This is a genomic window from Streptomyces sp. CNZ301 (genome assembly GCF_004217425.1).
The window spans coordinates 1,545,901-1,562,634 of the sequence record NZ_SHLG01000001.1 but is presented as its reverse complement, the minus strand read 5'-3'; the positions used below and the strand labels follow the sequence as shown (position 1 = coordinate 1,562,634).

The 16,734-nt window shown below is 73.6% G+C and carries 15 protein-coding genes and 1 pseudogene; 9 read left to right on the top strand and 7 right to left on the bottom strand.

The features are described 5' to 3' along the window. Positions 1 to 93: 93 nt before the first annotated feature. Positions 94 to 906 carry a class I SAM-dependent methyltransferase gene (locus tag EV375_RS06855; RefSeq protein WP_130298658.1) on the top strand — a complete coding sequence of 271 codons (813 nt, stop codon included), beginning with the start codon at positions 94 to 96 and terminating at the stop codon, positions 904 to 906. Continuing rightward, a complete protein-coding gene (locus EV375_RS06850; RefSeq protein WP_130298657.1) occupies positions 903 to 1,970 on the top strand; it encodes a prenyltransferase in 1,068 nt (355 codons plus the stop codon). Before EV375_RS06855 ends, EV375_RS06850 begins: the two co-directional genes overlap by 4 nt. A 193-nt stretch (positions 1,971 to 2,163) precedes the next feature. On the opposite strand, the gene EV375_RS06845 is transcribed toward EV375_RS06850, so the two are convergent. The 3 genes from EV375_RS06845 to EV375_RS06835 form a co-directional block, all read right to left on the bottom strand. Continuing rightward, positions 2,164 to 3,054: a hypothetical protein gene (locus tag EV375_RS06845; protein WP_130298656.1), complete on the bottom strand. Its 891-nt coding sequence runs from the start codon at positions 3,052 to 3,054 to the stop codon at positions 2,164 to 2,166. A 114-nt stretch (positions 3,055 to 3,168) separates the two neighbouring features. Continuing rightward, positions 3,169 to 4,158: an N-acetylmuramoyl-L-alanine amidase gene (locus tag EV375_RS06840; protein ID WP_486588328.1), complete on the bottom strand. Its 990-nt coding sequence runs from the start codon at positions 4,156 to 4,158 to the stop codon at positions 3,169 to 3,171. A gap of 22 nt (positions 4,159 to 4,180) precedes the next feature. After that, the gene (locus EV375_RS06835; protein WP_486588703.1) at positions 4,181 to 4,768 is read right to left on the bottom strand and encodes a class I SAM-dependent methyltransferase; all 588 of its coding nucleotides are present in this window, start codon (positions 4,766 to 4,768) and stop codon (positions 4,181 to 4,183) included. A gap of 396 nt (positions 4,769 to 5,164) precedes the next feature. Between EV375_RS06835 and EV375_RS06830 the strand changes: the two genes are divergently transcribed. The 3 genes and pseudogenes from EV375_RS06830 to EV375_RS06820 all read left to right on the top strand — a co-directional run bounded on the left by EV375_RS06830 (position 5,165) and on the right by EV375_RS06820 (position 8,466). Beyond that, entirely contained in the window at positions 5,165 to 5,833 is a 669-nt protein-coding gene (locus EV375_RS06830) for a molybdopterin-dependent oxidoreductase (protein WP_130301663.1), read from the top strand. 175 nt (positions 5,834 to 6,008) lie between these two features. Further along, positions 6,009 to 6,608, top strand: a pseudogene (locus EV375_RS29575) (cytochrome b/b6 domain-containing protein); the annotation flags it as partial. 298 nt (positions 6,609 to 6,906) lie between these two features. After that, complete coding sequence (locus EV375_RS06820; protein ID WP_130298654.1) at positions 6,907 to 8,466, top strand: MFS transporter; 1,560 nt, start codon at positions 6,907 to 6,909, stop codon at positions 8,464 to 8,466. 162 nt (positions 8,467 to 8,628) lie between these two features. Here the strand turns inward: EV375_RS06820 and EV375_RS06815 are convergent, their stop codons facing one another. Then, positions 8,629 to 9,435: an SAM-dependent methyltransferase gene (locus EV375_RS06815; protein WP_130298653.1), complete on the bottom strand. Its 807-nt coding sequence runs from the start codon at positions 9,433 to 9,435 to the stop codon at positions 8,629 to 8,631. A 189-nt stretch (positions 9,436 to 9,624) separates the two neighbouring features. Between EV375_RS06815 and EV375_RS06810 the strand changes: the two genes are divergently transcribed. Beyond that, positions 9,625 to 10,515, top strand: coding sequence for a MaoC/PaaZ C-terminal domain-containing protein (locus tag EV375_RS06810; protein WP_130298652.1), 891 nt, complete (start codon positions 9,625 to 9,627; stop codon positions 10,513 to 10,515). Between the two features lie 107 nt (positions 10,516 to 10,622). Here EV375_RS06810 and EV375_RS29045 read toward each other — a convergent pair whose 3' ends face one another. Further along, complete coding sequence (locus EV375_RS29045; protein WP_165434692.1) at positions 10,623 to 10,778, bottom strand: hypothetical protein; 156 nt, start codon at positions 10,776 to 10,778, stop codon at positions 10,623 to 10,625. Positions 10,779 to 10,850: 72 nt separating this feature from the next. Beyond that, positions 10,851 to 12,668: a hypothetical protein gene (locus EV375_RS29340; protein ID WP_207227998.1), complete on the bottom strand. Its 1,818-nt coding sequence runs from the start codon at positions 12,666 to 12,668 to the stop codon at positions 10,851 to 10,853. A gap of 340 nt (positions 12,669 to 13,008) precedes the next feature. Between EV375_RS29340 and EV375_RS06800 the strand changes: the two genes are divergently transcribed. Genes EV375_RS06800 through EV375_RS06790 form a run of 3 tightly spaced genes read left to right on the top strand, consistent with a single transcriptional unit; the run spans position 13,009 to position 15,910 of the window. Beyond that, on the top strand, positions 13,009 to 13,932 hold the full coding sequence (locus EV375_RS06800; protein ID WP_130298651.1) for a Nif3-like dinuclear metal center hexameric protein: 924 nt from the start codon (positions 13,009 to 13,011) through the stop codon (positions 13,930 to 13,932). Then, on the top strand, positions 13,929 to 14,672 hold the full coding sequence (locus EV375_RS06795) for a CT398-like coiled coil hairpin domain-containing protein (protein WP_207228293.1): 744 nt from the start codon (positions 13,929 to 13,931) through the stop codon (positions 14,670 to 14,672). Before EV375_RS06800 ends, EV375_RS06795 begins: the two co-directional genes overlap by 4 nt. Further along, complete coding sequence (locus EV375_RS06790; protein WP_130298650.1) at positions 14,672 to 15,910, top strand: bifunctional RNase H/acid phosphatase; 1,239 nt, start codon at positions 14,672 to 14,674, stop codon at positions 15,908 to 15,910. The genes EV375_RS06795 and EV375_RS06790 overlap by 1 nt, the downstream gene beginning before the upstream one ends. Before the next feature lie 84 nt (positions 15,911 to 15,994). Here EV375_RS06790 and eda read toward each other — a convergent pair whose 3' ends face one another. Further along, positions 15,995 to 16,696, bottom strand: a complete 702-nt coding sequence (gene eda, locus EV375_RS06785) for a bifunctional 4-hydroxy-2-oxoglutarate aldolase/2-dehydro-3-deoxy-phosphogluconate aldolase (protein WP_130298649.1) — start codon at positions 16,694 to 16,696, stop codon at positions 15,995 to 15,997. Between the last annotated feature and the right edge of the window lie 38 nt (positions 16,697 to 16,734).

Sequence of the window (16,734 nt, the reverse complement as noted above, 5' to 3'; positions counted from 1 at the left end):
CGCCCCAGCCCCCGGCAGCGTCCCGCCGAGTGCCGCACCGGGACCCCCACTTGCCGCCGAACCCGCCGAACCCGCCGAAAGCAGAGGCAGACCGTGCTGACCGTCGACTTCTCCCGCTTCCCCCTCGCACCGGGCGACCGCGTGCTCGACCTGGGCTGCGGCGCCGGCCGGCACGCCTTCGAGTGCTACCGGCGCGGAGCACGCGTCGTCGCACTGGACCGCAACGCCGAGGAGATCCGCGAAGTCGCCAAGTGGTTCGCGGCGATGGCCGAAGCGGGCGAGGCACCCGCGGGCGCCACGGCCACCGCCATGGAGGGCGACGCACTCGCCCTGCCCTTCCCGGACGACAGCTTCGACGTCGTGATCATCTCCGAGGTGATGGAGCACATCCACGACGACAAGGGCGTGCTGGCCGAGATGGTGCGGGTGCTGCGGCCCGGCGGCCGCATCGCGGTGACGGTGCCGCGCTACGGACCGGAGAAGGTCTGCTGGGCGCTGAGCGACGCGTACCACGAGGTCGAGGGCGGCCACATCCGCATCTACCGTGCGCACGAACTCCTCGGCAGGATGCGCGAGGCCGGTCTGCGCCCGTACGGGACGCATCACGCGCACGGCCTGCACTCGCCGTACTGGTGGCTCAAGTGCGCCTTCGGCGTCGAGCGCGACGGCGACGACGCCGCGCTCCCGGTGCGCGCCTACCACCGCCTGCTGGTCTGGGACATCATGAAGAAGCCCCTGGCCACGCGCCTCGCGGAGAAGACCCTCGACCCGCTCATCGGCAAGAGCTTCGTGGCGTACGCGACGAAACCGCACCTGCCGCAAGGGATTTCACCCGGCGACGACGCCGCGGCGGCCGGCTCGGGGACCGGTTCCGCAAGCGCGGGCGCCGCCCAGGGGCAGGCGTGACGAGCCCGGGGCGTACCGAACGCCTCGTCCTCGACGGAGTCCTGACGGCCGCGCAGGCCCGGCAGACCGTGAAAGGACTGCTGGCGATCCAGCGCCCCGACGGCGCGATCCCGTGGTTCCGGGGCGGCCACCTCGACCCGTGGGACCACACGGAGTCCGCGATGGCGCTGGACGCCGCCGGTGAGCACGCGGCGGCCGAGGCCGCCTACCGGTGGCTCGCCGAGCACCAGCTGTCCGACGGCTCCTGGTACGCCGCCTACGCCGACGGGGAGGTCCAGGAGCCCAAGGACCGGGCCAGGGAGAGCAACTTCTGCGCGTACGTCGCCGTAGGCGTCTGGCACCACTACCTCGCAACCGGCGACGAGGCCTTCCTCCAGCGGATGTGGCCCGTGGTCGTGGCGGCCGTCGGGTTCGTGCTGCGGCTCCAGCTGCCCGGCGGGCAGATCGGATGGAAGCGCGAAGCGGACGGCACCGCCGTCCGCGAGGCACTGCTCACCGGGTCCTCGTCAGTGCACCATGCGCTGCGCTGCGCCCTGGCGATGGCCGAGCACCGTGAAGCGCCCCAGCCCGACTGGGAGTTGGCGCTCGGGCTGCTGGGGCACGCGGTGCGGCGCCACCCGGAGCGCTTCCTCGACAAGGGCTCCTACTCGATGGACTGGTACTACCCCGTCCTCGGCGGCGCGCTGCGCGGTGAGGAGGCCCGGGCACGCATCGACGAGGGCTGGGAGCGCTTCGTCGTGCCCGGCCTGGGGGTGCGGTGCGTGCTGCCCAACCCGTGGGTGACGGGCGGCGAGAGCGCCGAACTGGCTCTGGCGCTCTGGGCGTCGGGGCAGCCGGGCCGCGCCCGGCTGATCCTGGAGTGGGTGCAGCACCTGCGTGCCGAGGACGGCCTCTACTGGACCGGTTACGTCTTCGACGACGACGCCGTGTGGCCGGAGGAGCTCACCAGCTGGACGGCGGGTTCGCTGCTGCTGGCCGTCGCGGCGCTCGGCGGCGACGAGGCCACCGTGGAGGTCTTCGGCGGCAAGCACCTGCCCGAGGGGCTGGCGCCGGACTGCTGCTGAGCGGCGCCGATTCGGGCGTGCGGTTCGGGTACGAGCTGCCGTGAGGTCGCGAGACGCCCGGGCCTTCCGTTCGACTGCATGGCCGCGGCCCCTCTCCCGTACCGGACGCACCGGACTGGGAAGAGGGGCCGCTGCCATGAAGGCCCGGGCGAGGGAGCCGGCACGGAAGGACCGTGCCGGCCGCTGTGCCGCCTCAGCCGCGCTGTATGCCCGAGGTGTCCTGCAGGACGCCGCGACGGCCGTCCTGGGTCTGCGCGATGAGTGCCGGGCCGCGCTGCTCCACCGCCAAGTACCAGGTTCCGGGGGCCAGTTCGGCAACGGGCTGCGGCGCGCCGTCCTCACCGAAGAGCGGACGCGTGACCGGCACGGCGAACCAGAAGGGCTGGAAGTTCTGGTCCGGGGCGCCCCCGCCTGCCGCCGCACCGCCCTGCTGCTGTGCCTGCTGCGCTCCCGGCTGGCCGGGCTGGCCCTGCTGCGCTCCGCCGGGGTAGCCGTAACCGCCCTGGGGCTGACCGCCGTACGGGCCCTGCGCTCCCGGCTGGGGCCCGCCCGGGTAGCCGTAGGCGCCCTGCTGGGGCGCACCGTACGGGGAGGAGGGCTTGGGAGCGGGCAGCAGCGGAGCCTTCAGCGCCGCGGCGGTGGTGCTCAGGGCGCCGACCACGGCGAGAGCCAGGGCGAGCACGAGCGTCAGATAGGCGTCCGCGGCGAGCTTCCACTTCTCGTTCGGGTCGCCCCCGAAGCCCGGCTGCTCCAGGTCCGGGAAGACGACCGAGACCGCCGACCAGATCCCGGCCCAGCCGACGACCAGGCAGAGCACCATTCCCCACTGGTCCAGAGCGAGCCCCAGCACCTTGCGGCCGTCCGGCAGCAGACGGGCTGCGAGAATCAGGGCCGCGGCGACGAGACCGAGCAGGTGCACGGTCGGCAGCATCGGAAGAGTGGAGCGCGACCACGCGGACACGCTGCAGGATTCGATGGGGCAGTTTCCATCGAATTCGAAGAACGGGAAGAAGGAAGCGATCAGCAGCAGCAGCGCTGCCCCGATGACCGCTCCATCGCCTCGTGTGAGCGAGCGGATGTTCACTTGGCGTCCTTAGTAGATTTCATGCGGTCTGTGGTCTCTGCCGGGGTGGCACCCCATCGTACGGATGGGTGAAGGGGCCGTACCGGCGGGGCGACGTCGGCCCGAAGGGTGCTGTCAGCGCTTCCTGGCGAGGAAGCCGGCCAGGCCTTCGACCACTCCGCGGGCGGCGCGGTCACGCCATTTCCGGTCGGTCAGGTCTGCGGCGTCCCGCGGATCACGCATGTTGCCGCACTCCAGGAAGACCTTGGGCACGCGCGTGAGGTTGAGCCCGCCCAAGTCACCCCGCGTGTCCGTACCGTTGCCGTCCCCCGCGTAGGAGGCGGGCTTCGAACCGGTGAACTCGCGGAAGGCGTCGGCCAGTTCGCGGCCCAGGCGGCGCGAGGGACCGGCCACCGCCCGGGTGTCGGCACGTCCCTCCTTCACGGACTCCGGAATGATCACGTGGAAGCCCCGCCGGCCGGCCGGTGCTCCGTCGGCGTGCAGGGAGACGACCGCGTCGGCGTCCGCACGGTTGCCCGCCTCGGCACGCGAGTCCACGCACGGCCCCCACGGCCTGCGCCCGTCGTGGGTCAGCTTCACCGTCGCGCCGCGCTCCCGCAGTCCGGCCCGTACACGGCGGGCGAGGTCGAGCGTGAACTTCGCCTCGGAGTAGCCGGAGGCGGTGGCCGTCCCGGTGGTGTCGCACTCCTTGCGGCCGGTGCCGATGCTGACGCTGCGGTTGATCTCAGCCGCGTGGTAGCGGTTGTTGGGATTGTGGCCCGGGTCGATCACCACCGTCATGCCCTTCAGCGGCTTCCCGCCGACGGCGTCCGAACCGCCCCCGCCGCCCGGCTCGCCGCCGGACTCGGCGGCACCCTCGCGGGACTCCGGATCCTCCGGCAGCGGCATCAGCGTCGGCGTCGAACCCCCCGCCTCCGCCGCACCGCCCGCGGACTGCCATATCAGCCACCCCGCGAAGCACGTCGGAACCAGTACCCCGAGCGTGATCAGCAGCCGCATGCCCATCCGGCGGGCCCGCCGCGGCTCCGGAGCCCATTGGGTGCCCGGCTCGGCGCCGGCGTCGGAGCGGTACGGATCGGGCGGGGTCGGGCTTCCGTTGGACACGCCCAGGATGCTAGCCGTCCGTTCACAGTGCCGTGCCGGTACGCCGAAGAACTCTCAGCGACCTCGTCACCGAAACCTCCCTGAACGCACCGGAATCGAGCGCACGCCGGTAGATGCGGTACGGCGCCTGGCCGCCGTCCGCCGGGTCGGGGAAGACGTCGTGCACCACCAGCAGCCCGTCCCGCGCCAGATGCGGTGCCCAGCCCTCGTAGTCGGCCGTGGCGTGCTCGTCCGTGTGGCCGCCGTCGATGAAGACGAGCCCCAGCGGACGCCCCCACAGCGCGGCGGCGCGCGGCGAGCGTCCGACCACGGCGACGACGTGCTCATCCAGGCCCGCCGCCTGCAGGGTGCGGCGGAAGACGGGCAGCGTGTCCATCAGCCCGGTGTGCGGATCGACGACGTCCGGGTCGTGGTACTCCCAGCCCGGCTGCTGCTCCTCGCTGCCGCGGTGGTGGTCGACGGTGACGGCCGTGACATTCGCGTCGCGTGCGGCGTCGGCGAGGAGGAGGGTGGAGCGGCCGCAGTAGGTGCCGACCTCCAGCAGTGGCAGCCCGAGCCGCGCCGCCTCGACGGCGGCCGCGTACAGGACCAGTCCCTCGTCGGCGGGCATGAAGCCCTTCGCCGCCTCGAACGCCGCGAGCGTCTCCGGAGCCGGACGCGGTGCCGGCGGCTCCGGCGCGAGCCCCTGCTGCGGCTGCGGTTGCGGCTTCCGGGCGGGCTGGCTCATCGGACTCCTTCGGCGGCGTGATCCTGCGGTTCATGCTGCCTCACGGTCCGAGCCCGGCCCCGTGCGGGGCCTGTCCGGCAAATCCACCGGGACCTGCGGTGACTGCGCGGGGCGGATGACGGAAGTCTGACGGCTTCCGCCGGACACTGGCGCCGGCGCGGGCCGCAGTGCTCGAATCGTCGTGTGGAGACAGCCGATTCAGCCCGCAACGATCACACCGACGGGACCGCGCACACCGACGGCGAGGGTTCGCCCGTCGGCCGGCGCCTGGTGCTCGGGATGCTCGGGCTGGGCGCGGCAGGCCTGGCCGCCGCCCCCTATGTGCAGCGTGGCACGGAGAGCGTCCTGAGCGCCGTCTCCGGCAAGGACCCGACCGGCGTCACCGGTTTGCTCCCCAACGGAGGCGGATTCCGCTACTACTCCGTGGCCGCCTCCGTCCCGCACCGCGGTGCCCGCGACTATGCGCTCACGGTCGGCGGCCTCGTCGAACACCCCGCCCGCCACAGCCTCGGCGACCTGCGCGCCATGCCGCAGCGCCGCATGGTGCGCGACGTGCAGTGCGTGACGGGCTGGCGCGTGCCAAGCACGCCCTTCGAAGGTGTACGGCTCTCCCACCTCCTCGACCTGGCCGGGGTGCGTCCCGAGGCCACGGCCGTCCGGTTCACCTGCTTCGACGGCCTCTACAGCGAAAGCCTCACACTCGAACAGGCCCGGCGCGACGACGTGCTGGTGGCGCTGCGCATGCAGGACAAGCCCGTCAGCCACCAACACGGCGGCCCCGTACGGCTGTACGTCGCGCCGATGTACTTCTACAAGTCGGCGAAGTGGCTCTCCGGCATCGCCCTCACTCGCGAAGTGGTGCCCGGATACTGGGAGAAGCGGGGCTACGACGTCGACGGCTGGGTCGGCAGGTCGAACGGACGTGACGATGCTCCGACAGCCACCTGAACCTCACGCGGCCGCCGCCCGGCCGGAGAGCACCGTGACCCCGACGCCGCCCCCCGCGGAGGGGATTACGGAGGGAACTCGGCCCGCCGAGGAGGGGATTACGGAGGGAACTCGGCCCGCCGAGGAGGAGATTACGGAGGGAACTCGGCCCGCCGAGGAGAGCGTCCCGCCGGACGTGCTGCGCTTCACCCGGGCCGTGCGCTGGTGCCACCACGCCACGGGTGCGCTGATGGCGCTCTGCGTGGGCAGTGCCCTGTTCCTCTACGTGCCGGGCCTCGCCCAACTCGCCGGACGCCGCGCCCTCTTGGTCACCGTCCACGAGTGGTCGGGGCTGCTGCTGCCGGCACCGGTCCTGCTCGGTCTGGCCTCGCGCACGCTGCGCGCCGATCTGCGCCGCCTCAACCGCTTCGGGCCGCACGACAGGCGGTGGCTGCGGCGGGCCCGCCGCGCCCGCAGGCCGTATCCGCCGCTGGGTGAGGACTGGGGCCGCGACGCGGGCAAGTTCAACGCCGGGCAGAAGGTCTTCGCCGCGTGGATCGCCGGTGCCGTACTGGTGATGGCCGGGACCGGGCTGCTCATGTGGTTCACCGGGCTCACCCCGCTGGCGTGGCGCACCAGCGCGACGTTCGTGCACGACTGGCTCGCGCTGGCCGTCGGCGCCGTACTCGCGGCGCACGTCGCGATGGCGGTGGCACACCCGGAGGCGCGCCGCGCCATGCGGACCGGCAGGGCCGACCGCGCGTGGGCCCGCCGCGAACACGCCCTCTGGCAGCCCGAGCCGGAGCCCCGGCACGAACACGGGGCCGGTCACGAGAACCGGAGCGAGAACGGGAGCGGGAACCGGAGCGAGAACGGGAGCGGGAACCGGAGCGAGAACGGGAGCGGGAGCCGGAGCGGGCGCCGAAGCGCATGACACGGCGCTCGGGGTGCCCCGGTCCCCGTCCGCCCGCGATGCCCGCCCGCGTAGACCGTGCGCCCGCGACGACCGCTGCGGCCGCGGGCTCACGCTTCAGGTCCGTGCCCGTCCTCGACGCCGGATATCAAGTGGGCGGCGGACGGGGGCAGCTGCGAGCATGACGGGCGTGACAGACAAGGCTTCCCCGCCCTCCGGTCCGTCCCGGTCCACCGGCTCCGGCACGCCCGTGCGCCTGTGGGTCGTCGTCCTCGCCGCCTGCGCGGGGCAGTTCCTCGTGGTGCTCGACGTCTCGGTGGTCAACGTCGCGCTGCCGTCGATGCGCACCGACCTCGGCATGGACGCCGCGGGGCTCCAGTGGGTCCTCAACGGCTACACCCTGGCCTTCGCCGGGCTGATGCTGCTCGGCGGACGGGCAGCCGACATCTTCGGCCGGAAGCGGACATTCCTGCTGGGGCTCGCGCTGTTCACCGCCGCCAGCCTCCTCGGCGGCCTCGCGCAGCAGCCGTGGCATCTGCTGGCGGCACGGATGGTGCAGGGCACGGGAGCCGCCGTGCTGGCCCCCGCGACTCTGACGATCCTCACCACGGCGTTCCCGCCCGGCCGCGCCCGTACGCGCGCGATCGGCACATGGAGCGCCGTGGGCGCGGGCGGCGGAGCAGCGGGCGGCCTCGTCGGCGGCGTGCTGACCGACGCCTTCTCGTGGCGCTGGGTGCTTCTGATCAACGTCCCCGTGGGCGCGCTGGTGCTGCTGGCCGCCGCGGTGTGGGTCTCGGAGGGACGGGACGCCCGCCCCGGCCGCCGTCTCGACATCCCCGGAGCGCTGCTCGCCACCCTGGGACTGGGGGTGCTGGCCTGGGGGATCGTACGGACGGAGACGGCGGGGTGGACGGCGCCGTCGGTGCTGTGGCCACTGGTGGCGGGCCCCGCGCTCCTCGCGGTGTTCGTGGCGGTCGAGGCGCGCACGAAGGACCCGCTGGTGCCGCTGCGCCTCTTCCGCAGCCGAGCCGTCTCGGCTGCGAACGCGGCGATGTTCGTGTGCGGAGGCGCCCTGTTCTGCATGTGGTACTTCATGTCGCTCTACATGCAGAACGTGCTGGGCTACACGCCGCTTCAGGCCGGGCTCGGATTCATCCCGCAGTCGCTGAGCATCGTTCTCGGCTCCAAGGCCGCGCCGCGTCTGATGGTGCGGTTCGGGGCGCGGAACGTCGCCCTGGCGGGCGTCGTGCTGGCGGGAGCCGGCTGCCTGTGGCAGAGCGGCATGCACGCCGGAGGCGGCTTCCTCCAGACGGTCATGGGCCCCGGCGTGCTGATGGCGCTCGGCGGGGGAATGGCCGGAACGCCGCTGGCGTCCCTGGCCATGTCCGGGGCGCCGCACGGAGACGCGGGACTGGTGTCCGGGCTGTTCAACACGGCGCGGACGATGGGCGGTTCGCTCGGCCTCGCCGTCTTCTCCACGATCTCCGCCGCCCGCATCGGGGACGGCGCCGGTCCACAGGTTCTCGCCTCCGGCTACGGGCTGGCCTTCCGCAGCGCCGCCGCTGTCCTCGTGCTGTGTGCGGCGCTCGTGCTGTTCGTCCTGCCCCGGCCGGACGGCGAGGGCGTCCACGAGGAGGACGAGCGGGAGGGCGTGGACGGGCCGGCCGCCGGCGCCGGCCCGGGGGAGCCCCTGGCCTCCGGCACCGGGAACCCCGGGCCGAAGACCGGCGGCGAGAGCTGACGCCCCCGGGTGCCGACTTGCCGCCGCCGGGCTCACCGATGAGCACTGGGTTGTTCTTCGTACGGCGGGAGAGCACCTGCACCACGCGGCGGATGCCGCCGGTTGAGGCCCGCCGGCCGACGACCGGTTCACGCACGGGCCGGCCGGTCCGTCGCGCGCCGCTCACGGTTTGCGGCCGACGCCCCCGTAGGCCGCCGCGTCAGGTGCGTCGTCGCCGCCGATGTCGGGACGCCAGCGGTTGATGCGCACCACGCCGGGCGGCACCAGCTCCAGGCCGTCGTAGTAGGCGCGGATCGCCTCCGGTGAGCGCAGGACGTAGGGCACGGCACCGGAGTCGTTGTAGTCGTCCTGCGCGGCGTTGGTGTCCGGATTCTCGTCGATGCCGTCGTTGTGGGAGAGGTAACTCCCGGACGGCAGCTGCGACATGAGCCCGCGGACGATCCCGCAGGCCTCCGCGTGGTCGCCGATGTGCCCCAGCACCCCGCTGAGAATGAGCGCCACCGGCTGCGACAGGTCGAGGGTCTCGCGCGCACCCGCGATCACCGCATCCGGGTCGCGCAGATCGGCCTCGATGTAGGCCGTCATGCCCTCCGGGGCGCTGGTGAGCAGCGCGTTCGCGTGGACGAGGACGAGCGGGTCGTTGTCGACGTAGACGACGCGCGCCTCCGGCGCCTCCCGTTGCGCGACCTCGTGGGTGTTGTCGACGGTGGGCAGGCCCGTACCGACGTCGAGGAACTGGCGGACGCCGGCCTCGGCCGCCAGATGACGGATGGTGCGGACGAGGAAGTAGCGGGAGGCGCGGGCGAGTTCGTCGATGCCCGGGAACGCCTGACGGTACTGCTCACCGGCTTCGCGGTCGGCCGCGTAGTTGTCCTTGCCGCCGAGCCAGTAGTTCCAGATCCGTGCCGAGTGCGGGACGCTCGTGTCGATCTCACCGGTGCCGTTGCCGGCGGTTCTCCGCGGCTCCATCACTGCCCCTCCTGAAAGCGTGTCCGGTACGGGACTGTGTCCCCCCCCCGGAATCCCCGGGATCTTCGGAATCCCCGTGACACCGAAGTCTTCACCCCACGGCCGCAATTGTGCAGACCTCTCGAGGGTTCCGCCCGCGGAACGGCCGGGACCGGTGGTTATCCTCCCCCGGGGAAAGGAGCTGAGGTCATGCCGATCGACGTCGAGCGGGCACTGTCCGCGGAGCCCGTCAGCACCCGGATCACCTGGGACCACAAGGACGTTCAGCTGTACCACCTCGGGCTCGGTGCGGGCGTACCCGCGACCGAGATCCGCGAGCTGCGCTACACGCTGGAGAGCCGGCTGCATGTGCTGCCCAGCTTCGCGACCGTGGCGGGCGGCGGGATGGGTGTCGTCGGCGGGCTGTCGGCGCCCGGCATCGATGTGGACCTCGCGGCAGTGCTGCACGGCGGGCAGACGGTACAGACGCACCGGCCCGTTCCGGTCGGCGGCAGCGCGACGCAGACCTCGTCGGTCACCGCCGTGTACGACAAGGGCAAGGCCGCCGTCATCGTGCTGCGTTCCGAAGCCGCCGACGACGACGGCCCGTTGTGGACCTCGGAGGCCCAGCTCTTCGTGAAGGGCGAGGGCGGCTTCGGCGGCGACCGCGGCCCCTCGGCCGGCTCCGGAACGCCCGAGCGGGCACCGGACCGCGAGGTGCGCCGCCCGGTGCGCGAGGACCAGGCGCTCCTCTACCGGCTCTCCGGAGACTGGAACCCCCTGCACGCCGACCCGGACTTCGCGGCGCTCGCGGGCTTCGAGCGGCCGATCCTGCACGGGCTGTGCTCGTACGGGATGGTGCTCAAGGCCGTGGTCGACACGGTGCTCGGCGGGGACGTGACGCGGGTGAGGAGCTACACCACACGCTTCTCCGGGATCGTCTTCCCCGGGGAGACGCTGCGCGTGCGGATGTGGACCGAGGCGGACGGAGGCGGAGACCCGAAGGGAGCGGGCGGCGCCGGGCGCGTGCTGCTGTCCGTCACCGCCGTCGAACGGGACGACGCCCCCGTACTGACCGACGCCGTCGTCACACACTCCTGAGGCGCCGGCGCCCTGAGGAACCGGGCACGAACAATCCCTCGGCCAGGCGTTGTTCGTGCCTCACCCCCCCGACGGTTCCTGACCGCTTCCGCGGTTCCCCGGGCCGGCTACTCCGGTTCGCCCTGCTGAGGCGGACGCCGGTGGCGGCCCTGGGCGCGCCGTCCGGTCTCCTCCGCCCCGGCGGCCTGCCCTCTGTGCTTGCCTGAGCCCTCGGCCGACGCCTGGCTGTTGCGCGTTTCGGTCCCGGTCTCGGTCTCGGACATCGCGGGGGTAACTCCGTGGATCGCGTTGCTGCTCAGTACCTGACCAGAGTGTAATGACGGGCACTCACGCGATCACACCGTCCTGGCGCGGACGGCTGCCTCATGGAGGGCCGAGGCGAGCGGGGCGTCCTGGAGCGGCACCGGCTTGCGTCCGGCGCACGTGGCGGCGACGGCGAGGGAGGGGGACGGAGCAGTACGGGACATGGACGCCGCGGGCGCGGGAGATGCCGAGGTGCCGTCAACCGCCGGTGCTGGTCCCGTCGTTGACGTCGAGGCGTCCGCCGCTGTCGCTGCCGGCCTCGGATCTCCCGCCGGCCCTCCCGTTCCCGCCTCCCGCACCGGGGGCAGCTGCGGGGGCGGCCGCAGCGCCGCCTCCGGCCGCGGCGGAACCTCAGCGGGCAGCGCTCCCGGCGGTACGAGGGGTGCCGCCTTCCTGGGCTCCGCGGGCGGCAACTCCCTTGCCGGCGCTCGCTTTTCGATCTGCGGCGCGGCAACGGGCGAGCCTGCCCGGGGCGGGCCCGCCCCGGCGGGCCTGGTTCCGGCCGCCGGGGGACCGGCAGAGGGGAGGCCTCCCGGCATGACGGAACGGGAGCCGTCCCAGGGGGAGCGCGCCGGCCCCCCGCGGCCGGCCTCGGCCGGCTCGCCCCGCGCCACCTCGGAGGCCGCCCCGGCGCCGGGACCCGCATCCGGGCCCCCTGCGGGACCGCCGGACTGTGCTCCCGCGGGACCGGCGCCGGGACCTGTACCGACGCCGGGCGCGGCGCTCACGTGCGCGCCCGCGCTCACGTGCGCGCCCGCGCTCAGGGTTTCGCCCGTGCCCGTGACCGCGAGCGTCGCCCCGGCCTCGGCGTCGGCGCTCCTGCCCCGCATCCTCAGCCGTGCCAGCCCGCACGGCGCATGCGCTGTGGCGCAGGGCAGCCGCAGCTCGCCCTCGCGCGTCCACACCCCCCTGCCCGGCAGCCAGCCGCCCGGAGCGCGGAAGCGGCGCAACTCCTTCTGCATCGGGCGCCATACCCCCAGCCAGGCACCTCCCGCACGTGCCCCGGTGGTCTGGCCGTGCAGCGCCACAGCGCAGCTCTCCGGGAGGAGCATCTGCCCGGGCTGCACGGCGAAGGGTGTGAGCAGCGCGTCCGCGGGATGCAGGGACTCGGGGAAGCGCACCGGCCGGTGGGAGCCCAACACTCCCCAGCCCAGGCGGAATTCGCCGGGCGCGTCGGAACGCACGATCAGCAGGCCGCTGTCGGCGTCGGCCAGCAGCAGCCGGTCGTCGCTCTCGTCGGTGATCTGCAGCAGCGGGCTGACCTCGCCGCCGCGGCCCAGGTCGATGGCGACCGTCTTCGTGCGGCCCGTCCCCGCCGTGTCCGTACGGTCGACCGCGAGCAGCCTGCCCTCGCGGTCCAGCCAGGCTCCGCCCCCGCAGCGGCCCGGAACCTCGGCGATCAACTGCGGCACCCCGTCGCTTCCGCCCGCCACCAGCCATACACCCGTGGTGTGTTCGCCCACGGTGAGTGCGTACGCGCGGCGCCCGCACGGGGCGGGCGGCAGCAGTGCGAACGTTTCGGACCCGACCGAGCCCAGGTCGAGTTCGCCGGTGCCCGGGCCCGTCGGGTAGAGGAGCGCGAGCCGGTGGGCGCCGTCCTCGCGGCGGGCGATCAGGACCCTTCCGTCGGTCAGCGGCAGCACCTGGCTGTCGGGCTCCTCGGGGCGGGCGCCGGGCAGCGGGACCGCGTACGGCTCGGGGCCGTCGAGAGTCCAGCGCTCGGGGAACCAGCCGTCCTCCGCGGACGCGTTGAGCCGGGCCGCATAGGCGCCGTCGGCTGCGATCGTGAACGTGGAGTGCCTTGCCGTCCGGCTGTCCGCAGCGACGGCCTCGGGGGCACAGGCAGTCATGGGTCGATCACCTCCAGTGAGGAACCTAGGTGTCGTACTGCCGCCCGAACAATGCGAGTTCGGACCCTTCACGCGGATGAGTGGCGGATGTGCGAATTGCCTGCGCGAGGCTGTGCCGGTGTGCTGCGGACGCTGCCCAACAGGAGCGACCAGGCCGTGCCGGCAGGAGACGGTGGCCGCTCAAACCGCAGGCCAGGGGCACCGGAACGGCACGGCGACGCCGGGCGCGCGGCGAGGCCCGCGACTGCGAGGGCACTCCGGCGTCGTCCGTGGCGGGCGGTCTCCCCGGGCGGGGCGGTGACCGGACGGGCCGGCCCGGGCGGAAGGTAGCCTTTCACCCGTGCCAGCACTCTCCGAAGTCATCGCCGAGCTCGACGCCCTCTGGCCGCGCGAGCGGGCCGAGCAGTGGGACGCCGTCGGCACCGTCTGCGGTGACGTCGGCAGTCCGGAGGCCCAGGTGGACCGGGTGCTCTTCGCGGTCGATCCCGTGCAGGAGATCGCCGACGAGGCCGTCGCGCTCGGAGCCCAACTGCTCGTCACACACCACCCGCTGTATCTGCGCGGCACGACGACCGTCGCCGCCGACACCTTCAAAGGACGAGTCGTCCACACGCTGATCCGGCACGGCGTCGCCCTGCACGTCGCGCACACCAACGCCGACACCGCGGACCCCGGAGTCTCCGACGCCCTCGCCGGCGCGCTCGGCCTGCACGTCCTGCGGCCCCTGGTGCCGGACACGACCGACCCGCAGGGCCGTCGCGGCCTCGGCCGCATCTGCGAACCGCCGCGCCCCATGCGGCTGTCGGAGCTCACGGAGTGGGTGGCGCAGCGGCTGCCCGTCACCGCGCAGGGCATCCGTGCGGCCGGCGACCCGGACCGCACGATCCGGACCGTCGCCGTGTGCGGAGGTTCCGGTGACGGCCTGTTCGACGAGGTGCGCGCGGCCGGCGCCGACGCGTACCTCACGGCCGACCTGCGGCACCACCCCGCCTCCGAGGCCCGCGAGCACTCGCCGCTCGCACTGCTGGACGCCGCGCACTTCGCCACCGAGTGGCCGTGGTGCGAGCAGGCGGCGGCACAGCTCGACGAGGTCTCCGACCGGCACGGCTGGGGCCTGCGCACGCACGTCTCGCGTACGGTCACCGACCCCTGGACCGCGCAAGCGGCGTCGAAGGGGCCCGCCGCCCCCGGCGCCGCGCAGAGCGGCCCTTCCGAATCCCACCGCAGCGCCATCGACGACATCACCTCGGGAGCCCCCAACTGAACGCCGCGCCCGCCGATCAGATCCGACTGCTGGACGTCCAGGCACTGGACACACGCCTTACGCAGCTGGCACACAAGCGCAAGAACCTGCCCGAGCACGAGGAGATCCAGTCGCTGGAGGCGGACCTCGCCCAGCTGCGCGATCTGCTCGTCGCCTCCCGCACCGAGGAGAGCGACACCGCCCGCGAGCAGACCAAGGCCGAATCGGACGTCGACCAGGTGCGCCAGCGCTCGGCGCGGGACCAGAAGCGTCTCGACTCCGGCCAGGTCACCAACCCCAAGGACCTGGAGAACCTGCAGAGCGAGATCGCCTCGCTGGCCAGGCGCCAGGGAGACCTGGAGGACGTCGTCCTGGAGGTCATGGAGCGTCACGAGGCCGCCACCGAGCGGGCCGCGGAGCTGGCGCAGCGTGTCGAGGCCGTACAGGCCAAGGCCGAGGACGCGGTCGCCCGGCGCGACGCGGCCCTGGGGGAGATCGACGGCGAGGCGGGGACGGTGCGCGCGGAGCGCGACTCCGTGGCCGGCACGGTTCCCGCAGACCTGCTGAAGCTGTACGAGAAGATCCGCGAGCAGCAGGGCGGTGTCGGCGCGGCCCGGCTGTTCCAACGGCGTTGCGAGGGCTGCCGGCTGGAGCTGAACATCACCGAGCTCAACGACGTCCGCTCGGCCCCGGAGGACGAGGTGCTGCGGTGCGAGAACTGCCGTCGGGTCCTGGTCCGTACGCCCGAGTCGGGGCTGTGATGGCGGCCGGAGGCGGCCGCCGTTTCGTCGTCGAAGCGGACGGAGGCTCGCGCGGCAATCCGGGGCCGGCCGGTTACGGCGCGGTCGTACGGGACGCTGCCAGCGGCGAAGTCCTGCGGGAGACGGCCGAGTTCATCGGCCGCGCGACCAACAACGTCGCGGAGTACAGGGGACTGATCGCCGGCCTGCGCGCGGCGCACGAGCTCGACCCGCACGCGTCGGTGCGGGTGCGCATGGACTCCAAGCTCGTCGTGGAGCAGATGTCGGGGCGCTGGAAGATCAAGCACCCCGACATGCGGCCGCTCGCCGCCGAGGCGCAGCGGATCTTCCCGCCGGGCGCCGTGACGGGGTACGAGTGGATCCCCCGCGCCGAGAACGGGCACGCGGACCGCCTCGCCAACGAGGCGATGGACGCGGGTAGGCGGGGCGAGCAGTGGTCGGCCTCCGCGTCGACCGCCGAACTGGACGCGGCGGACGAGGCGGCCAGGGGCGGGGGAGCGGCCGGGACGGGCCGGGCGGATGACGCCGCCGGCGAGGAGCACATACGGGAGGCGCCCGGCGGCGGCAGCGCCGCCGGCACCGAGGTCTCGCACAGCGGCTGGGGCCCGGACGTGGGCCCTCCCACCACCTTCGTACTGCTGCGGCACGGCGAGACGGCACTCACGCCCGAGAAGCGTTTCTCCGGCAGCGGCGGCACCGACCCCGAACTCTCCCCGGCCGGCCGGCGCCAGGCGTACGCCGCCGGCGCGGCGCTGGCCGCGCGCGGGACGATCGAGGCCATAGTCACCTCCCCGATGCGGCGCTGCCGGGAGACGGCATCAGCCGTCGCGGAACGCACCGGCCTGAAGGTGCGCGTCGACGAGGGGCTGCGCGAGGCCGACTTCGGCGCCTGGGAGGGCCTCACCTTCGCCGAGGTGCACGAGCGTTTCCCCGGCGACCTCGAGAAGTGGCTGGAGTCGACCGAGGCGTGTCCGACCGGTGGCGGAGAGAGCTTCGCGACGGTCGGTGAACGCGTCGCCGTGACGCGGGACAGGCTGCTGGCGCGCTACCCGGGCAAGAAGGTGCTGCTCGTCACCCACGTGACGCCTGTCAAGACCCTTGTGAGGCTGGCGCTCGAAGCGCCTCCGGCCGCGCTCTTCCGCATGGAGCTTTCCGCGGCCTGTCTCTCGGCGATCGCCTACTACTCGGACGGCAACGCGTCGGTCCGTCTGCTGAACGACACGTCGCATCTGCGCTGAGCCACGCCAGGCAGGGTCCCCTGCCGGGGCCCGGCCCGGGTGGGGCCCGGGTGCGGAGTCCTCCCCCTCGCGGGCCGTGCGTCCTCAGGCGCGCAGTGCGGCGGCGCCTTCGGCGAGGCGCTGGATGCGGGGCCAGTCCCGGGCGGCCAGCGCACCGCCCGGCAGCATCCAAGTGCCGCCCACACAGCCGACGTTGGGCAGCGCCAGATATCCCGGCGCCCGTGCCTCGTCGATGCCGCCCGTCGGGCAGAAGCGCGCCTGCGGGAGCGGCGAGGCGAGGGACTTCAGGTAGGGGACGCCGCCGGCGGCCTCCGCCGGGAAGAACTTCATCTCCGTCACGCCACGCTCCAGCAGGGCGATCACCTCGGACGCGGTGGACACACCGGGCAGTGCGGGAACCCCGCTGCCGAGCATCGACTCCAGCAGCCGCTCCGTGCAGCCGGGGCTGACGAGGAAGCGCGCGCCGGCGCCCACGGCCTCCTCCGCCTGTGCGGGCGTGAGCACGGTGCCCGCGCCCACCACCGCTTCCGGCACCTCGGCGGCCATCGCCCGGATCGCCTCCGTGGCCGCGGGCGTCCGCAGCGTCACCTCCACGACGGGCAGACCGCCCGCGACGAGGGCGCGGGCGAGAGGTACGGCGTCGGCCGCGTCCTCCAGGACGACGACGGGAATGACGGGCGCCAGGCCCAGCAGCGAGCCGGGGGGCGAGGGCGACGCAGGAGGCGCGGAGGCAGCCGCGAAGGGCGGGTCCGAGGAAGCGGAAGGGGAAGCGGGAGCAGGAGCCATGCGCGAATCCTCCCCTCGGCGGGCCGCGGGGCGCAACG